Source organism: Novosphingobium sp. DS6-6 (assembly GCF_057784975.1).
Map to the genome: position 1 here is coordinate 310,950 of NZ_JBYNTS010000002.1, position 14,924 is coordinate 325,873.

The 14,924-nt window shown below is 66.0% G+C and carries 13 protein-coding genes; 3 read left to right on the forward strand and 10 right to left on the reverse strand.

The genetic code is table 11. The annotated features are described in order from the left end of the window. Positions 1-2 precede the first annotated feature (2 nt). Complete coding sequence (locus AC3EDY_RS03715) at positions 3-1,937, forward strand: heparinase II/III family protein (RefSeq protein WP_488571117.1); 1,935 nt, start codon at positions 3-5, stop codon at positions 1,935-1,937. 11 nt (positions 1,938-1,948) lie between these two features. Further along, positions 1,949-3,553 (forward strand): bifunctional phosphoribosylaminoimidazolecarboxamide formyltransferase/IMP cyclohydrolase, encoded by a 1,605-nt coding sequence (gene purH, locus AC3EDY_RS03720; RefSeq protein ID WP_488571118.1) that lies wholly within the window; start codon positions 1,949-1,951, stop codon positions 3,551-3,553. Between the two features lie 28 nt (positions 3,554-3,581). Here the strand turns inward: purH and AC3EDY_RS03725 are convergent, their stop codons facing one another. After that, positions 3,582-5,039, reverse strand: coding sequence for a PQQ-dependent sugar dehydrogenase (locus AC3EDY_RS03725; protein ID WP_488571119.1), 1,458 nt, complete (start codon positions 5,037-5,039; stop codon positions 3,582-3,584). 73 nt (positions 5,040-5,112) lie between these two features. Here AC3EDY_RS03725 and AC3EDY_RS03730 point away from each other — a divergent pair, with 73 nt between their 5' ends. Beyond that, the gene (locus AC3EDY_RS03730) at positions 5,113-5,592 is read left to right on the forward strand and encodes a GAF domain-containing protein (protein ID WP_488571120.1); all 480 of its coding nucleotides are present in this window, start codon (positions 5,113-5,115) and stop codon (positions 5,590-5,592) included. Here AC3EDY_RS03730 and AC3EDY_RS03735 read toward each other — a convergent pair. The 9 genes from AC3EDY_RS03735 to hemE all read right to left on the reverse strand — a co-directional run bounded on the left by AC3EDY_RS03735 (position 5,589) and on the right by hemE (position 14,861). Continuing rightward, positions 5,589-6,560 carry a ParB/RepB/Spo0J family partition protein gene (locus tag AC3EDY_RS03735; protein ID WP_488571121.1) on the reverse strand — a complete coding sequence of 324 codons (972 nt, stop codon included), beginning with the start codon at positions 6,558-6,560 and terminating at the stop codon, positions 5,589-5,591. The two genes, AC3EDY_RS03730 and AC3EDY_RS03735, sit on opposite strands and share 4 nt — an antisense overlap. Beyond that, on the reverse strand, positions 6,557-7,333 hold the full coding sequence (locus AC3EDY_RS03740; protein ID WP_488571122.1) for a ParA family protein: 777 nt from the start codon (positions 7,331-7,333) through the stop codon (positions 6,557-6,559). Before AC3EDY_RS03740 ends, AC3EDY_RS03735 begins: the two co-directional genes overlap by 4 nt. Beyond that, the gene (rsmG, locus tag AC3EDY_RS03745) at positions 7,330-8,031 is read right to left on the reverse strand and encodes a 16S rRNA (guanine(527)-N(7))-methyltransferase RsmG (protein ID WP_488571123.1); all 702 of its coding nucleotides are present in this window, start codon (positions 8,029-8,031) and stop codon (positions 7,330-7,332) included. The genes AC3EDY_RS03740 and rsmG overlap by 4 nt, the downstream gene beginning before the upstream one ends. A 3-nt stretch (positions 8,032-8,034) precedes the next feature. Next, positions 8,035-9,888: a tRNA uridine-5-carboxymethylaminomethyl(34) synthesis enzyme MnmG gene (gene mnmG, locus AC3EDY_RS03750; RefSeq protein WP_488571124.1), complete on the reverse strand. Its 1,854-nt coding sequence runs from the start codon at positions 9,886-9,888 to the stop codon at positions 8,035-8,037. An 80-nt stretch (positions 9,889-9,968) separates the two neighbouring features. Continuing rightward, positions 9,969-11,282 carry a tRNA uridine-5-carboxymethylaminomethyl(34) synthesis GTPase MnmE gene (gene mnmE / locus AC3EDY_RS03755; protein WP_488571125.1) on the reverse strand — a complete coding sequence of 438 codons (1,314 nt, stop codon included), beginning with the start codon at positions 11,280-11,282 and terminating at the stop codon, positions 9,969-9,971. A gap of 32 nt (positions 11,283-11,314) precedes the next feature. Next, positions 11,315-11,584: a DUF6489 family protein gene (locus AC3EDY_RS03760; RefSeq protein ID WP_488571126.1), complete on the reverse strand. Its 270-nt coding sequence runs from the start codon at positions 11,582-11,584 to the stop codon at positions 11,315-11,317. Positions 11,585-11,830: 246 nt separating this feature from the next. Next, positions 11,831-13,087, reverse strand: coding sequence for a transcription termination factor Rho (rho, locus tag AC3EDY_RS03765; RefSeq protein ID WP_488571127.1), 1,257 nt, complete (start codon positions 13,085-13,087; stop codon positions 11,831-11,833). Positions 13,088-13,262: 175 nt separating this feature from the next. Next, positions 13,263-13,706, reverse strand: a complete 444-nt coding sequence (locus AC3EDY_RS03770; RefSeq protein ID WP_488571128.1) for a CopD family protein — start codon at positions 13,704-13,706, stop codon at positions 13,263-13,265. 126 nt (positions 13,707-13,832) lie between these two features. Then, positions 13,833-14,861, reverse strand: coding sequence for a uroporphyrinogen decarboxylase (gene hemE, locus AC3EDY_RS03775; RefSeq protein ID WP_488571129.1), 1,029 nt, complete (start codon positions 14,859-14,861; stop codon positions 13,833-13,835). Between the last annotated feature and the right edge of the window lie 63 nt (positions 14,862-14,924).

A 14,924-nucleotide genomic window follows, 5' to 3' on the forward strand; every position in this document is an offset into this window, starting at 1 on the left:
CCGTGAGCAAACCCGGCTTCTCCATCGCGCGCGGCCTGTCTGGCAAGACCCCGGCTGGCCCCACGGACGAAGCCAGCCCCGCCCTGCCCCTGGGGCTGGAAAGCGAGCCCCGGCCGCGCGACACCCCGGGCCAGACCGTGCGCGCCGCTCACCCCGCTGCTGCCGATGACGACATGCCGCTGCGCCCCGAAGTGGTCGAACCCGGCCGCGCGCTGGCCCTTGCCGATTTTTCCCCGCCGGTGGTGAGCGCGGGCGAACGCGTCATGCGTTTCGCCTATCGCCTGGGATTGCCGGCCACGGCCCTGCAACCCTTTCGCAAGCGCGCGCGACCGCGCCTGACGGCCACGGTCAGCAATCCCCTGCCCGGCGATGGCGTGGCCGGCAAGGCGCTGCGCGCCGGGCATTTCCTGGTCCACGGGATGAAGGCACCGATCGCCGATACCGAAATGACCGGGCCGCGCCTGCCCCCGCCGCTGGAACGCGTGGTACACGGCTTTGCCTGGTTGCCCGATCTGGAGGCGAGCGGCCCGCGCGCGCAATGCACAGCCATCGCCGAGCGCATCCTGGGCATGTGGCTCGATGCCAATCCCCAGCCCAATGCCAGCCCAGCCTGGGACGTGGGCCATACCGGCCACCGCCTGTTGGCCTGGCTGATCCACGCCCCGCTGCTGCTGTCCGGCAACGACAAGGCATTTCGCAGCCGCCTGCTGCATGCCATGGCCGAAACGGCCCGCTGGCTCGATCGTCATGTCGTGCGCGCCGACGACAAGCTGGCGGAGGCGGCGGGCTGGGCCGGGATCACCGCGGCCGGCCTGCTGATGGCCGATGGCGGCCCGCGCCGTCTGTTTGGCGAAGCCGGCCTGATCCGCGCGCTGGGCGACATGGTGGGCGATGACGGCGGCGTGCTTTCGCGCAGCCCGTTGGGCCAGATCGAGGCGATCACCGTCCTGGTGCGGTTGCGCGCATGCTATGCCGCCGTGCGCCGCGAGCCGCCGCAGCAGATCGAAACGATCCTTTCGCTGCTGGTGCCACCCCTGCTCGCCCTGCTGCACGGCGATGGCGCACTGGGCAGTTGGCAGGGGGCCGGCGCGGTGCCGGCCGAGCGGATCGCGGCATTGATCAAGGCCAGTGGCGTGCGCACGCGGCCGCTGCGCGATGCGCGGCAATGGGGCTATCAAAGGGTGGCAGCAGGCAAATCGGTGCTGATGCTGGATGCCGCGCCCCCGCCGATCGCCCGGCACGCCCGCGATGGCTGCGCTTCCACCCTGGCGTTCGAATTCAGCCACGGGGCCGAACGGCTTATCGTCAATTGCGGTGGCGCCGCTTTTGCCGGGGGGCTTATCCCGCTGCGCCTGGCCCAGGGCCTGCGCGCCACGGCCGCCCATTCCACGCTGACGATCGACGATTTCAATTCCACGGCCGTCCTGATCAACGGCAAGCTGGGCAGCGGCGTTTCCGAAGTGGAAGTGGATCGCCGCACGCTGCAGGCCGACAGCAGCTATGCCGCCGGCAGCCCCGGCCCCGCCGGACAATCGGCCACCCGGATCGAAGCGAGTCACAATGGCTATGTCGGCCGCTATGGCCTGTTGCACCAGCGCATTCTGATCCTGCGCGACGACGGCACCGAACTGCGCGGCGAAGATCTGCTGGTGCCCCATGGGCGGAAAGGCAAGCGCGGCACGATCGCGGTTGCTCTGCGCTTTCATCTCGGCCCGCATATCGAGCTGGCACCCGGCCAGGATGGCCTGGGCATCACGCTGGCCCTGCCCGATGGCGGCCTGTGGCAATTCCGTTCGGGGCGCGATCCGGTGACGATCGAGGATTCGTTGTGGGCCGACGGGCAGGGCCGGCCGCTCGCAACGCGCCAGTTGGTCATCACCGCCAAGGTTCCCCGTAGCGGCGAAAGTTTCTCCTGGCTGCTCAAGAAGATGAGATAGGAATTGCCAACGTGAGCGATGTAACGATCCGCCGGGCGCTGCTGTCGGTGTCCGACAAGACCGGCCTTGTCGAACTGGGCCGGGCACTGGCCGCGCATGGGGTGGAACTGATTTCAACCGGCGGTACGGCCAAGGCCCTGCGCGCGGCGGGCCTTGCCGTGAAAGACATTGCCGAACTGACCGGTTTTCCCGAAATGATGGACGGCCGCGTCAAGACGCTGCACCCCAAAGTCCATGGCGGCCTGCTGGCCGTGCGGGACAATGCCGACCATGCCGCCAGCATGGCCGCGCACGCGATCGAGGCAATCGACCTGGTGGTCGTCAATCTCTATCCGTTCGAAGCGACTGTCGCCAAGGGAGCCGGGCGCGACGAGGTGATCGAGAACATCGACATCGGCGGCCCTTCGATGGTGCGTTCGGCCGCCAAGAACCATGGTTACGTGACGATCCTGACCGACCCGGCCGACTACGCCGCGGCGATCGCGCAGCTTGAGCAGACCGGCGGCGCGACCACGCTGGCTTTCCGCCGCGCCATGGCGGCCAAAGCCTTTGCCGCCACGGCCGCCTATGACAGCGCGATCGCCACCTGGTTTGCAGGTGTGGATCAGCAGCAGCATTTCCCCCAGACGCTCGCCGCCGCGCACAGCCTTGTCACCACGCTCCGCTATGGCGAGAACCCGCACCAGGCCGCCGCGCTTTATGTGCCGCGCCGCCCCGCGGTGACCGGCCTGCCCCAGGCCCGGCAGATCCAGGGCAAGGAACTGTCATACAACAATTATAACGATGCCAATGCCGCGCTGGAACTGGTGGCCGAGTTCGCCCCCGGGGGGTTTTTCGGCGACAGGCCGACGGTGGTGATCGTCAAGCATGCCAACCCCTGCGGCGTGGCCAGCGCCGAAACGCTGCTGGAAGCCTGGCAAGCCGCGCTGGCGTGCGACAGCGTTTCGGCCTTTGGCGGCATCGTTGCGGTCAACCAGCCGCTGGACGGGCCAACGGCCAACGCGATCTGCGAAATCTTTACCGAAGTGGTCGTTGCCCCCGGTGCCGACGAGGCCGCGCGCCAGGCTTTTGCGCGCAAGAAGAACCTGCGCCTGCTGCTGGTGGACGAACTGCCCGACGCGGCGCGCGGCGGCCTTGTCACCGTGCCGATTGCCGGCGGCCTGCTGGTGCAGGATCGCGACAATGGCAGGATTTCGGCCGATGATCTGAAAATCGTGACCCGGCGCGCGCCCACCGGACAGGAACTGAACGACGCGCTGTTTGCCTGGACCGTGGCCAAGCACGTGAAATCCAACGCTATCGTCTATGCCAAGGACGGCGTCACCGCCGGCATCGGCGCGGGGCAGATGAACCGGCGCGACAGCAGCCGCATCGCCGCCGCCAAGGCACGGGAAGCCGCGCAGACCCATGGCTGGCGCGAACCCCGCACCGTGGGGTCTGCCGTGGCATCCGACGCGTTTTTCCCCTTTGCCGATGGCCTGATGGCCGCCGTCGAGGCCGGGGCCACGATGGTGATCCAGCCCGGTGGCTCGATCCGCGACGAAGACGTGATCAAGGCGGCCGACGAAGCGGGGCTTGCCATGGTCTTCACCGGGATGCGTCATTTCCGCCACTGATCGCGGACTTGCCGTGGCGCCGCATTGCTCAGGGCTTGGGCTTGTTGAGAATCGAGTCCGGGTTTTCCTGGATGCGGATTTTGCCCATCGGCGGCTGGGGCGGCAGTGGGCGATCGGCGATCCGGGTTATGGCCGGTGCCGGCCTGGCGCCTGGTGCCGTCACGCGCCAGATCACCCCGCCCACGTCATCACTCACCAGCAGGGCGCCATCCTTGGCAAAGGCGACCCACGTGGGGCGGCCATGGGCCTTGCCGTCCTTGTCGAGGAAGCCGGTCAGCACCGGGGCAGGCGGCGCCGGCAGGACGTTGCCTTGCTTGTCGAACCGGACGAAGACCACATCGTAGCCGGCTGGCGGGCGTCGGTTCCACGAACCGTGGCGAGCAATGAAAGCCCCCCCGGCAAAGCGTTCGCCCATGGTGTTGCCGCCCCGCGCGAACGCGAGGCCGAGCGGCGCGACGTGCGCGCCCAGGCCGTATTCGGGCTTGCGCACGTATTCCATCAGGTATTCGGGCATGGGCGCGTCGACGCGCCAGTCGATGTTCTTCTTCCAGTAGACCCAGGGCCAGCCATATTGCGCGCCGAGCGGCACGCTGGTCAGGTAATCGGGCACGAGATCGGGGCCGAGCATGTCGCGCTCGTTGACCACGGCCCAGAGCTCGCCGGTAAAGGGGTTGAAATCCATGCCGTTGGGATTGCGCATGCCGCCGGCAAACTGGCGCACGCGGCGCTTGGCAAAATCATACTCCAGGATCGTGGCGCGATCGGCTTCGGCATCGACCCCGTTCTCGGCGATGTTGCTTGCAGACCCGATGGAAACATAGAGCCGCTGGCCATCGGGGCTGAGCACCAGGTTGCGCGCCCAGTGCATGCCGGCGGGCGGCAGGCTCATCAGCTTGTCGGGCTTGCCGGGAAGCGCGGTCTGCCCCGGCTGGAACGGCCACGACACCACGCCATTGTGGTTTGCGACATAGAGCCGCCCGTCGCGCCAGACCATGCCGAACGGCGAGTCGAGCGCGGGGTTCTCCATCACGAAGCGCTGTGCCGCCTTGCCCGTGCCATCGTCGCGCAGCAGCACGATCTTGTTGGGCGAAGCGTCTCCGGCGCCCGCCTGGCTGAACAGGAATTCGGCGATCATGCCGGTCAGGCCGCCGATGCTGTCGCCCCGGGGGGCGTTGGTTTCCGCCGTCAGGACATCGCCATTGGGCAGAACGGCAAGCGTGCGCGGGTGCTGCAACCCATCGGCAAAACGCGTGACCACCAGGCCCTGCGCCGCAACCGGCGCTTCGCCCGCCTGCCAGCCGATAGGCTTGGCAATGGAAATGCCGGGGATGGTCTGAGGCGACGGTTCGGCCATCTTGGGATGCGGGCCGGAGGTTTCGTCGGTAGTATATTCGCCGGCCGGGCCGCGGACGGCCCAGGCCAGGAACGCGGCCGTGGCGACGAGAACGAGACCCAGCGCGATGAGGAATTTCTTGAGAGTGCTCATGGCCGTGCAAGGTAAGCCGCGCTTGGCTTCGCTGCAATGACAGCTTGCGGAAAATGGATTAGAGCGACGCCCCATGTACGATTTCCGCTTCGACGCCGCCGACAAGCCCACGCTCTATGCCGATCTTGCCGCTGCAACGCGGGGGCTGATCCACGGCGAAAGCGATGGCGTCGCCAACATGGCCAACGTGGCCGCCTTGCTGGCAATGGCGCTCCCCGATTGCAACTGGACGGGGTTTTATCGGTTGATCGGCGATACGCTGGTACTGGGCCCCTTTGTGGGAAAGCCCGCCTGCATCCGCATCCCGCTGGGACAGGGCGTGTGCGGCATGGCCGCCGCGACGGGGGAAACGCAGCTGGTGCCCGATGTCCATGCCTTTCCCGGCCATATCGCCTGCGATGCGGCGAGTGCGGCCGAACTGGTGGTGCCGATCAGGCGCAATGGCGCGGTGATCGGGGTGATCGATCTCGACAGCCCCACCCCCGCCCGCTTCGATGCGGAGGATGCACGCGGGATCGAGGCTCTCGCGGCAATTCTCGCGCCGGCGCTCTAGATCGCGCCGCCGGTCAGGCGTTGGCAGATTAAATCGAGCTGATCCAAAGACTTGTATCGGATCACGACAGTGCCGGTGCGGGGGTCCGCCTCGGCATTGATTGTCACCTTGAGGCCGAGAAATTCCTCGACGTGAGCCTGAACCGCGGCAATGTCGGCCGAATCCGACGCGTGGCGTTCGGCCCGGGCGCGGCGCGGCACGGTTTCGGGCCGGGTGGCGCGCTTGGCCAGGCGTTCCGCATCACGCACCGAGAGCCCCTTGGCAACGATCTCACGCGCCAGCGGCAGGGGATCGGGCACGACCGCCAGAGCCCTGGCATGGCCCATCGACAGGTCGTTGCGTTGCACCATGTCGAGCACGTCATCGGGCAGGGCCAGCAAGCGCATGAGATTGGCCACGTGGCTGCGGGATTTATCGACGAAGCGGGCGATTTCCTGCTGGGTCAATCCATCGTGATCGGCCAGACGCTGATAGGCGCGCGCTTCTTCGACCGGGTTCAGGTCTTCGCGCTGGAGATTCTCGATGAGCGCTAGTGCGGTCACTTCGCGCTCGTCGAGCTGGCGCACGATAGCGGGGATTTCGTGCACGCGCGCCCGCTGCGCCGCGCGCCAGCGGCGCTCCCCGGCAACGAGTTGATAACGCCCACCGGCAAGAGGGCGCACGATCACCGGTTGGATCATGCCGCGCGCCGCGATCGACTGGGCCAGTTCGTCCAGCGCTTCCTCGTCGAAATAGCGGCGAGGCTGATCGGGATGGGGCTCGATCTGGGCAACGGGCAACAAGGCCACGCCGCCGGTTGCACGGGCCGGCGCCGTGGCCGCGGCAGCCGCCCCTTCTTCGACGGAAGCAGCCGGGCCGGGGCGAACGAGCAATTCTTCGCGCCGGGTTTCGCCCAGCAAGGCGCCCAAGCCGCGGCCCAGCGCCGCGCGTTTGGCGGGTGCCGTCTTGACGCCGTCTTCGCCGCTCATGCCGCCTTCCTCCGCTCCGGCAAGCGCCCGATCAACTCGCGCGCCAGTTTCATGTAAGCCTGCGATCCCGAACACGCGTGGTCATAGATCAACGCGGGCAAGCCATGGCTGGGCGCTTCCGACAGGCGCACATTGCGCGGGATGACCGCGTCGAACACCAGATCGCGCAGGCAGGCGCGCACATCGTCGGCCACCTGATCGGTCAGGCGATTGCGGCGATCGTACATGGTCAGCACGACGCCCAGGATGCCCAAATCGGCGTTGAAGCGTTCCTGCACGCGCTCTACGGTCTGCAGCAGCTGGCTAAGCCCTTCCAGCGCGAAGAACTCGCATTGCAAAGGGACGAGCAGGCTGTCCGCCGCCGCCATCGCATTGAGCGTGAGCAGGCCAAGCGAAGGGGGGCAATCGATCAGGCAGATTTCATGGGCGGTATCCCGGCGCAGCGCAGCGCGCAGACGACCGGTGCGGTCTTCGACGCTGACCAGCTCTACTTCCGCGCCCGACAGGTCCACTGTCGCGGGCACGAGGTCGAGCCCCGGAATACGCGTGGGCACCGCGCATTCGGCCACACCCAGGCCGTCGATCAGCATGTCGTAGGACGAGCGTTCCCGATCGGCTGCATTAAGCCCGATGCCGGTGGATGCGTTGCCCTGCGGATCGAGATCGACCAGCAGCACTTTCCAGCCGGTGGCGGCAAGCGCGGTCGCGATGTTGATCGCGGTGGTGGTCTTGCCGACGCCACCCTTCTGATTCGCAATGGCGATAGTGATCATCGACGCGAGCCTCGTTGGAAAGCACCACCCGGCTGGCGGGCGGGTTTCGGGGGATGGCCACCCAGCAACCGTCCGGTGATCACGCCGGCAGCGGGATCGGTCAACGATTGTTCCACGTGAAACACATGGCGCCAGGTTTCCGGTAGTATAGCCAATTCCTGCGCGGCATTCGCCCCCTTTGGCAGCAACCACAGCGTTTCGGATGTGGAAAAACGTGCGGACAAAGCCAAGAGCTTGTCAAGCGGAGCAAAAGCGCGCGCCGATATAACGGCATGGGCCTGCGCGGGCAGATCTTCCACGCGCGATTGAATGACCGTAACGGCTGTCAATTCCAATTCCCTGGCGGCATGGGCCAGCCACTCGGTGCGCAAACGCCGCGAATCGACCAGGGTTATCGGTCGGCTCGGTTGGAGAGCAGCAGTCACCAGCCCGGGGAATCCGGCCCCCGTGCCAAGATCCAGCCACGATCCATCGGGGAGTGTTTCACGTGAAACACGCAGCAGTTGCGCACTGTCGGCGATATGGCGCTGCCAGACCTGCGGTATCGTCCCCCGGGCAATCAGGTTCTGGCGCTCGTTCTCTCTCAGCAGCAATGCGACCAGGCGCTCCAGCCGATCCATCGACGCGTCATCAACGGCCAGGCACTGGCGCAACCAGTTTCGCGCGTCGTTCTCGCTTTCGATCAAAGCCTGACCCATCAATCAGGCCGCGGCCGCACGCTTGCGGGCGTGGACCAGCAGATTGGCAAGCGCGGCTGGCGTAATGCCCGCCACGCGCCCGGCCGCTGCCAGAGTAGCGGGCCTGGCGGTGCTTAGCCGTTCGACCATCTCGGTGGAAAGACCCGGCACCAGGCCATAGGGAAAATCGTCGCCCAGGGCCACGGTCTCGTTGGCGCGCAGATCACGCAATTCCGCGTCCTGCCGAACCAGATAAGGGGCATAGGCGGCATCTTCTTCCATCTCTTCCACCAGCAATGGATCGTCGGGCAGGGCCTCGCCCAGCCAGGGCGCGAGATCCGCTAACGTCACTTCGGGAAAGCGCAGCCATTCCATCAACGCCCGCCGCGCGCCGTCTGCGCGCACCGCTAGCCCGGCGCGCACCATTTCACCGGGCGTGGTTTCCCGGGCCAGCGCATCTTCCAGCCGGGCACGCGCGTCGCGCCGCCGCTCGAACCAGGCCCGTCGTTCGGCACTGACGCAGCCGGCGGCAATCGCCAGAGGCGTCAGCCGGCTGGAAGCGTTGTTGGCACGCAAACGCAGGCGATATTCCGCCCGCGCCGTCAGCATGCGATAGGGCTCGCTGACGCCATGCAGCGTCAGATCGTCGATCATGACCGCCATATAACTCGATCCGCGATCGAGCGGCGCCGGCGGATGACCCAGCACGGCCGCCGCCGCATGCATGCCGGCCACCAGGCCTTGCGCTGCGGCTTCCTCGTATCCGGTGGTGCCGTTTATCTGCCCGGCACAATAGAGACCGGGCATGGCGCGCACTTCGAGGCTGGGTCGCAAGGCGCGGGGATCGATATGATCGTATTCCACCGCATAGCCCGGCACCACGATCTCGACTTGCTCCAGCCCTTCCATCGTGCGCACCATCGCCAGTTGCACGTCGGCCGGCAGAGAGGTGGAAAGACCGTTGGGATAGACCAGGTGATCGTCCAGTCCCTCCGGTTCCAGAAATACCTGGTGGCCGTCGCGATCAGCGAAACGATGGATCTTGTCCTCGATCGACGGACAATAGCGCGGCCCGCGCGCGCCGATGGCACCGGTGAACAGTGGCGAGCGATCGAGTCCGGCGCGGATGATATCGTGCGTGCGCGGATTGGTGCGCGTGATCCCGCAGAAAACCTGGGGCAACGGGCGGCCCGTGCTGAGCGGTGACATCGTCCAGAAATCGGCGTCACTATGCTGCTCTTCCAGCCGTGCCCAATCGATCGTGCGTCCATCGAGACGGGGCGGCGTGCCGGTTTTCAGCCGCGCCATCGGCAGCGCCGCTTCGCGCATCTGCGCCGCCAGACGGTGCGCAGCGCTTTCGCCGATCCGGCCGCCCGCCATACGTTCTTCACCGCGAAACAGACGCCCGCCCAGGAACGTGCCGGTGCAAAGCACCACCGCCGCACCATTCACAACGGAACCATCGGCCAGATCGATGCCGGTGACTCTTCCCCCCGCCTGCCGCAACGCCGCCGCTTCTCCGGCAACCACGGCCAGGCGAGGCTGGGCCTTGATCGCGGCCTGGACCGCAGACTTGAAGCGTTTGCGATCGGCCTGGATGCGTGGCCCTTGCACGGCGCTGCCTTTGGAGCGGTTGAGCATGCGATAGTGAATAGCGCCGGCATCGGCCGCGCGCGCAATGATGCCATCGAAAGCGTCGACTTCGCGCACCAGGTGCCCTTTGCCGAGGCCGCCGATGGCGGGATTGCAGCTCATGGCGCCAATCATGGCCGGGTCGAAACTGACCAGCGCGGTACGGGCGCCCATTCGCGCCGCCACGCAAGCGGCTTCCACGCCGGCATGCCCACCGCCGACCACGATGACATCGAACTCTTGCATGACCCCTGCCCTATCCCGCCATGTGCCCGGGGTCAAAGCTGTTTCACGTGAAACATCGGGACCGGTCGATCCGTCATTGCTCATTTGCCGATGCAGAACCGCCCGAACAGCGCGTCGAGCATGTCCTCGGTACCCGCCCGTCCGGTCAACGCATCCAGCGCGCGGCGGGCGAGCCGCAATTGCTCGGCTGCGAGCAGCGGATCGCTTTCCTCCCCGGCATCGCCCAGCCTCTCGCACACCTGCGACAGAAGCGCGTGCTGGCGGGCATTGAGCGCAGCCTCGCCAGGCGCCGGCAAGCTGGCACGGGCATGGGCGACGAGATCGCGGCGCAGTGCATCCACGCCTTGGCCGGTATGTGCCGAAACACGGTGACGCGGACACGCCTTGGCCGGAACGGACGAATCATCGGCCCGGGCAGCGATTTCCCAAAGCACGGCGGAATGCCCGACCGGACCCTTGCCCTCCGGACCCAGCCAGAGAACCACATCGGCCTTGGCCGCTTCGGCGCGGGCGCGAGTGATGCCGATGCGCTCGATCTCGCCCGCCCCCTCGTCGCGCAAACCGGCCGTGTCGGCAAAAGTGAACGGCACGCCATCGATCGCAACGCTGCGGGTCAGCACGTCGCGCGTGGTGCCGGGCTCGGCGGCAGTAATCGCCGCCTCGGCTTCGACCAGCACATTGAACAGGGTCGACTTGCCGGCGTTGGGCGGCCCGGCCAGAGCCACGCGAAACCCTTCGCGCAGCGGTTCGACGCGCGGACGATCGAGCCAGGCGCGGACCTGCCGGGCAATATCGCGGCACTGGCCGGGAAAGGCCGAGGGCATGACAGTGCCGCCAGCTTCGGCGACATCGTCTTCGTCGGAAAAATCGAGCAGGGCTTCAAGTTGAGCCGAGAGACCGAGAATGCCCTGGCGCCAGGTCTCGACCTGTCGCGACAGCACACCTTCGGTCATCGCCAGCGCACTGCGCCGTTGCAATTCGGTCTCGGCGCTGAGCAGGTCGGCCAGGCCCTCCGCCTCGTTGAGATCGATCCGCCCGTTGACGAATGCCCGCCGGGTGAATTCGCCTGCCTCGGCCGGCCGCAAACCCGGCAGGCGGGCCAAGGCAGCCAATACTGCGGCAGTTACCGCGCGGCCGCCATGAAGATGAAGCTCGGCGCAGTCATCGCCTGTGGCCGTATGCGGCCCCGGCAGCCAGAGGACCAGCGTGGTATCGAGCAAGGCGCCATCGGCAGGATCGGTCAGCCGCCGTACCGTGGCCCGGCGCGGCGCAGGCAAGCCGCCGCCAAGCCGCATCAGCGCCTCGCCTGCCAAGGGTCCGCTGATCCGCACCACGGCAATGCCGGCGGGCGGCAGACCGGAACTCAAGGCGAAAATCGTGGCAGTGTCTGACATGCAGCGCGCCTATCACGCGGCGATGCGAGTGCCTACTTCTTGTCGCCGGTCATTCCGGCCTTGAACCCGGCCATGGCCGCACCGGCACCCTGTTCCATCAACTGCTGAAACAGCTTGAGCCCGATTTCGCCCATCGGGGCGAGCTGCTTGGCATAGCCTTGCAATTGATCCACGCTGCTGACGCCCTGCATGGCACGCGCCACGGCGTCGATATAGATATCATTGGCTTTGGACACATCGGGCAGGCCCAGAAAGCGCCGGGCTTCCTCCGGACTGCATTCGATCTCGACATTCACTTTCATGGCCAGGCTCCCGGCGAGTGGTGGGGAACCAGCGTGTCATAGTCCGTACCGCGCGCCAAGCCGGAGATCGACCGAATTGGCGAGGGCATCGACCAAAGCCCGATCGGACGATGTGCGTTGAATTGTTCCACGTGGAACATCGGCGGAAACACCGTACCGGCCTTGAAGGCCGCCCGGCGCATCATGGCAAAATGGGCGGAAGCCTTGGACCCCGCCCGTTCTGTGCGCAGCAAAGCCTTGATAAAACTACTGATTCATTGTTGCGAAGAAATCCTCGTTGGTCTTGGAGTCCTTCATCTTGTCGAGCAGGAATTCCATCGCATCGACCGTGCCCATCTGCATGAGAATACGGCGCAGCACCCACATCTTGCCGAGCTGGTCGCGTGGCACGAGCAGTTCCTCCTTGCGGGTGCCGCTCTTGCCCACATCGAGCGCGGGGAAGATGCGCTTGTCGGCCACTTTGCGGTCGAGCACGATTTCCGAGTTGCCGGTACCCTTGAATTCCTCGAAAATCACTTCGTCCATCCGGCTGCCGGTATCGATCAGCGCCGTGGCAATGATCGACAGCGAACCGCCTTCCTCGATATTGCGCGCCGCACCGAAAAACCGCTTGGGCCGCTGGAGCGCGTTGGCATCGACGCCACCGGTCAGCACTTTGCCCGACGAAGGCACCACGGTGTTGTAGGCACGGCCGAGACGGGTGATCGAATCGAGCAGGATCACCACGTCGCGCTTGTGTTCGACCAGCCGCTTGGCCTTTTCGATGACCATTTCCGCCACCTGCACATGGCGCGATGCCGGCTCGTCGAAAGTCGAGGAAATGACCTCGCCTTTCACCGAGCGCTGCATGTCGGTCACTTCCTCGGGACGCTCGTCCACCAGCAGTACCAGCAGGAAGACTTCGGGATGATTGTCGGTGATGGCTTTGGCCATGTTCTGCAGCAGCACGGTCTTGCCGGTGCGCGGCGGCGCCACGATCAGGGCGCGCTGGCCTTTGCCCTGGGGGCTGACCAGATCGATCACCCGGGCGGACTTGTCCTTGACCGTGGGATCGAGCGTATCGAGCTTCAGCCGCTCGTCGGGATAGAGCGGGGTCAGGTTGTCGAAATTGACACGGTGGCGCACGGCCTCCGGTTCGTCGAAATTCACCTTCATCAGGCGGGTGATCGCAAAATAGCGCTCGCCATCCTTGGGGGCGCGGATCTCGCCTTCCACCGTATCGCCCGTGCGCAGACCCCACTTGCGGACCTGGTTGGGCGACACATAGATATCGTCGGGCCCGGCAAGATAGTTCGCCTCGGGGCTGCGCAGGAAACCGAAGCCGTCGGGCAGAACCTCGATCGTGCCGATCCCCAGGATTTCCTCCCCGTCTTCGGCCACTTCCTTGAGAATGGCGAACATGAGATCCTGGCGCCGCATCGTGCTGGCGCTTTCAACGCCCAGCTCCTCGGCCATTTCGACCAGCTCGGCAGGGGTTTTCCTTTTCAGTTCTTTCAAATGCATCTGTTTGTTCCGTAAGCGGAAATCGGCTGGATGAGATGACCGGCGGGCCTATGGGCTTGGAGAAAGCAGACCCCGACAGTGCGACGGGCGCGATTGCGCGAAGGCCGGTTGCAGCCTGCGTTATGCCGGGAACGGGCCGGCGTCAATTGCGGAATCGCGGGCCGGCGCCGGGTGCTCAGAACGGCTTGACGACCACCAGCACGACAATGACGGCGGCAAGAACCCCGGGAACTTCGTTGAGAAGCCGCAACTGCCGGCCGGTGAGGCCCCGCTGGCCGCGGGCAAGGGCACGGTGATAGCGCGCCAGCCAGATATGGTAGCCCGTCAGCGCCACGACAAGCAGCAACTTGGCATGGAGCCAGCCCTGCGCGAACCAGTTGCCACTGATGGCAAGGCCCAGGCCGAGAATCCACACCAGGGCCACCGAAGGCGCCAGGATGATCTTCATCAGCTTGCGCTCCCGATCGATCCATACCGCGTTTTCCGGCGCGCCGACGGGTGTTTCCTGGTGATAGACGAAAAGGCGCGGCAGCAGGAACAGCCCGGCCATCCAGAAAATCACGAAAATGACGTGGCCGGCCTTGAGCCAGAGATAGAGCATCGAGAGCACCTGGAGCATGAGGAATGTTTACCGTCTGCACGAGGGGACTGAAACGGCCTTTCGACAGGCGCTGCATGACGCGCCCCCTTGCGGCCATTGCGCATTTCGGCCTTTGCCGGCGCGATTGCAAGAACCCTGCGGGCCTTACCGGCGCTGCCAGCCCCGCACGGTCGCCAGAAGGCGCTCGACATGGGCAACGGGGGTGAACTGGCCGATGCCGTGGCCCAGATTGAACACATGCGGCCGCTCGGCAAAGGCATCGAGCACCTGGCGCGTTCTGCCGTCGAGTTCCGCCCCGCCGGCCAGCAGCAGCAGCGGATCGAGATTGCCCTGCACCGGCATGCCGGCGGGCAGCGCGCGTGCTGCCCACAGCGGATCGATCGTCTCGTCCACGCCCACGGCGCCGACCCCGGTTTCGCGGGCATAGGCCGCCAGCTTTTCCCCCGCACCTTTGGGAAAGCCGATGACCGGCACATGGGGATAGCGCGTCTGGAGCGCCGCGGCGATGCGCGCCGTCGGCGCGATCACCCAGCGTTCGAATTCGGCGGGGGCAAGGCTGCCGGCCCAGCTGTCGAACAGTTGCAGCGCTTCGGCACCGGCCTCGACCTGGCCGGCAAGATAATCGACCGTCACAGCGGCAATCGCATCGACGATCGCCTGGAACGCAGCGGGATCGCGATAGGCGAGGCTGCGCGTCTCATGATGATCGCGGCTGCCCTCGCCCGCCACCATATAAGTCGCGACTGTCCAGGGACTGCCGGCAAAGCCCAGCAGGGTCGTTTCAGGGCCGAGCGCGGCCCTGACCCTGCCCACCGTATCATAGATGGGCGCAAGACGCTGTGGCATCGCCGCAAGGGCATCGAGCGCGGTATCCACCAGCCGGGGGGCAAGCCGTGGTCCTTCGCCGGCGGTGAACGTCAGATCCTGTCCCATGGCATGGGGCACGATCAGGATATCGGAAAACAGGATGGCGCCATCGAAGCCGAAGCGGCGGATCGGTTGCAACGTGATCTCCGCTGCGGCTTGCGCATCGTAGACCAGTTCGAGAAAACCGCCCTTTTCGCTACGTAGCGCGCGATATTCCGGCAGATAGCGGCCCGCCTGGCGCATCAGCCAGACCGGCCGGCGCGAAAGGTTGTGGCCACGGAGCGTTTCGAGAAGAGGGCCGGGCATGCGCGGTCGTTTCCAATCCAATTACAAAAATAGATTCTTATTAAAGGGATGATGGAAGATGTT

Coding starts and splice junctions, on each gene's coding strand:
- mnmG (WP_488571124.1), bottom strand. CDS start 9,888: ATGCAAGAGTTCGATGTCATCGTGGTCGGCGGTGGGCATGCCGGCGTG.
- AC3EDY_RS03740 (WP_488571122.1), bottom strand. CDS start 7,333: ATGATCACTATCGCCATTGCGAATCAGAAGGGTGGCGTCGGCAAGACC.
- AC3EDY_RS03730 (WP_488571120.1), top strand. CDS start 5,113: ATGTACGATTTCCGCTTCGACGCCGCCGACAAGCCCACGCTCTATGCC.
- AC3EDY_RS03725 (WP_488571119.1), bottom strand. CDS start 5,039: ATGAGCACTCTCAAGAAATTCCTCATCGCGCTGGGTCTCGTTCTCGTC.
- AC3EDY_RS03770 (WP_488571128.1), bottom strand. CDS start 13,706: ATGCTCCAGGTGCTCTCGATGCTCTATCTCTGGCTCAAGGCCGGCCAC.
- rho (WP_488571127.1), bottom strand. CDS start 13,087: ATGCATTTGAAAGAACTGAAAAGGAAAACCCCTGCCGAGCTGGTCGAA.
- AC3EDY_RS03735 (WP_488571121.1), bottom strand. CDS start 6,560: ATGAGCGGCGAAGACGGCGTCAAGACGGCACCCGCCAAACGCGCGGCG.
- mnmE (WP_488571125.1), bottom strand. CDS start 11,282: ATGTCAGACACTGCCACGATTTTCGCCTTGAGTTCCGGTCTGCCGCCC.
- AC3EDY_RS03760 (WP_488571126.1), bottom strand. CDS start 11,584: ATGAAAGTGAATGTCGAGATCGAATGCAGTCCGGAGGAAGCCCGGCGC.
- rsmG (WP_488571123.1), bottom strand. CDS start 8,031: ATGGGTCAGGCTTTGATCGAAAGCGAGAACGACGCGCGAAACTGGTTG.
- hemE (WP_488571129.1), bottom strand. CDS start 14,861: ATGCCCGGCCCTCTTCTCGAAACGCTCCGTGGCCACAACCTTTCGCGC.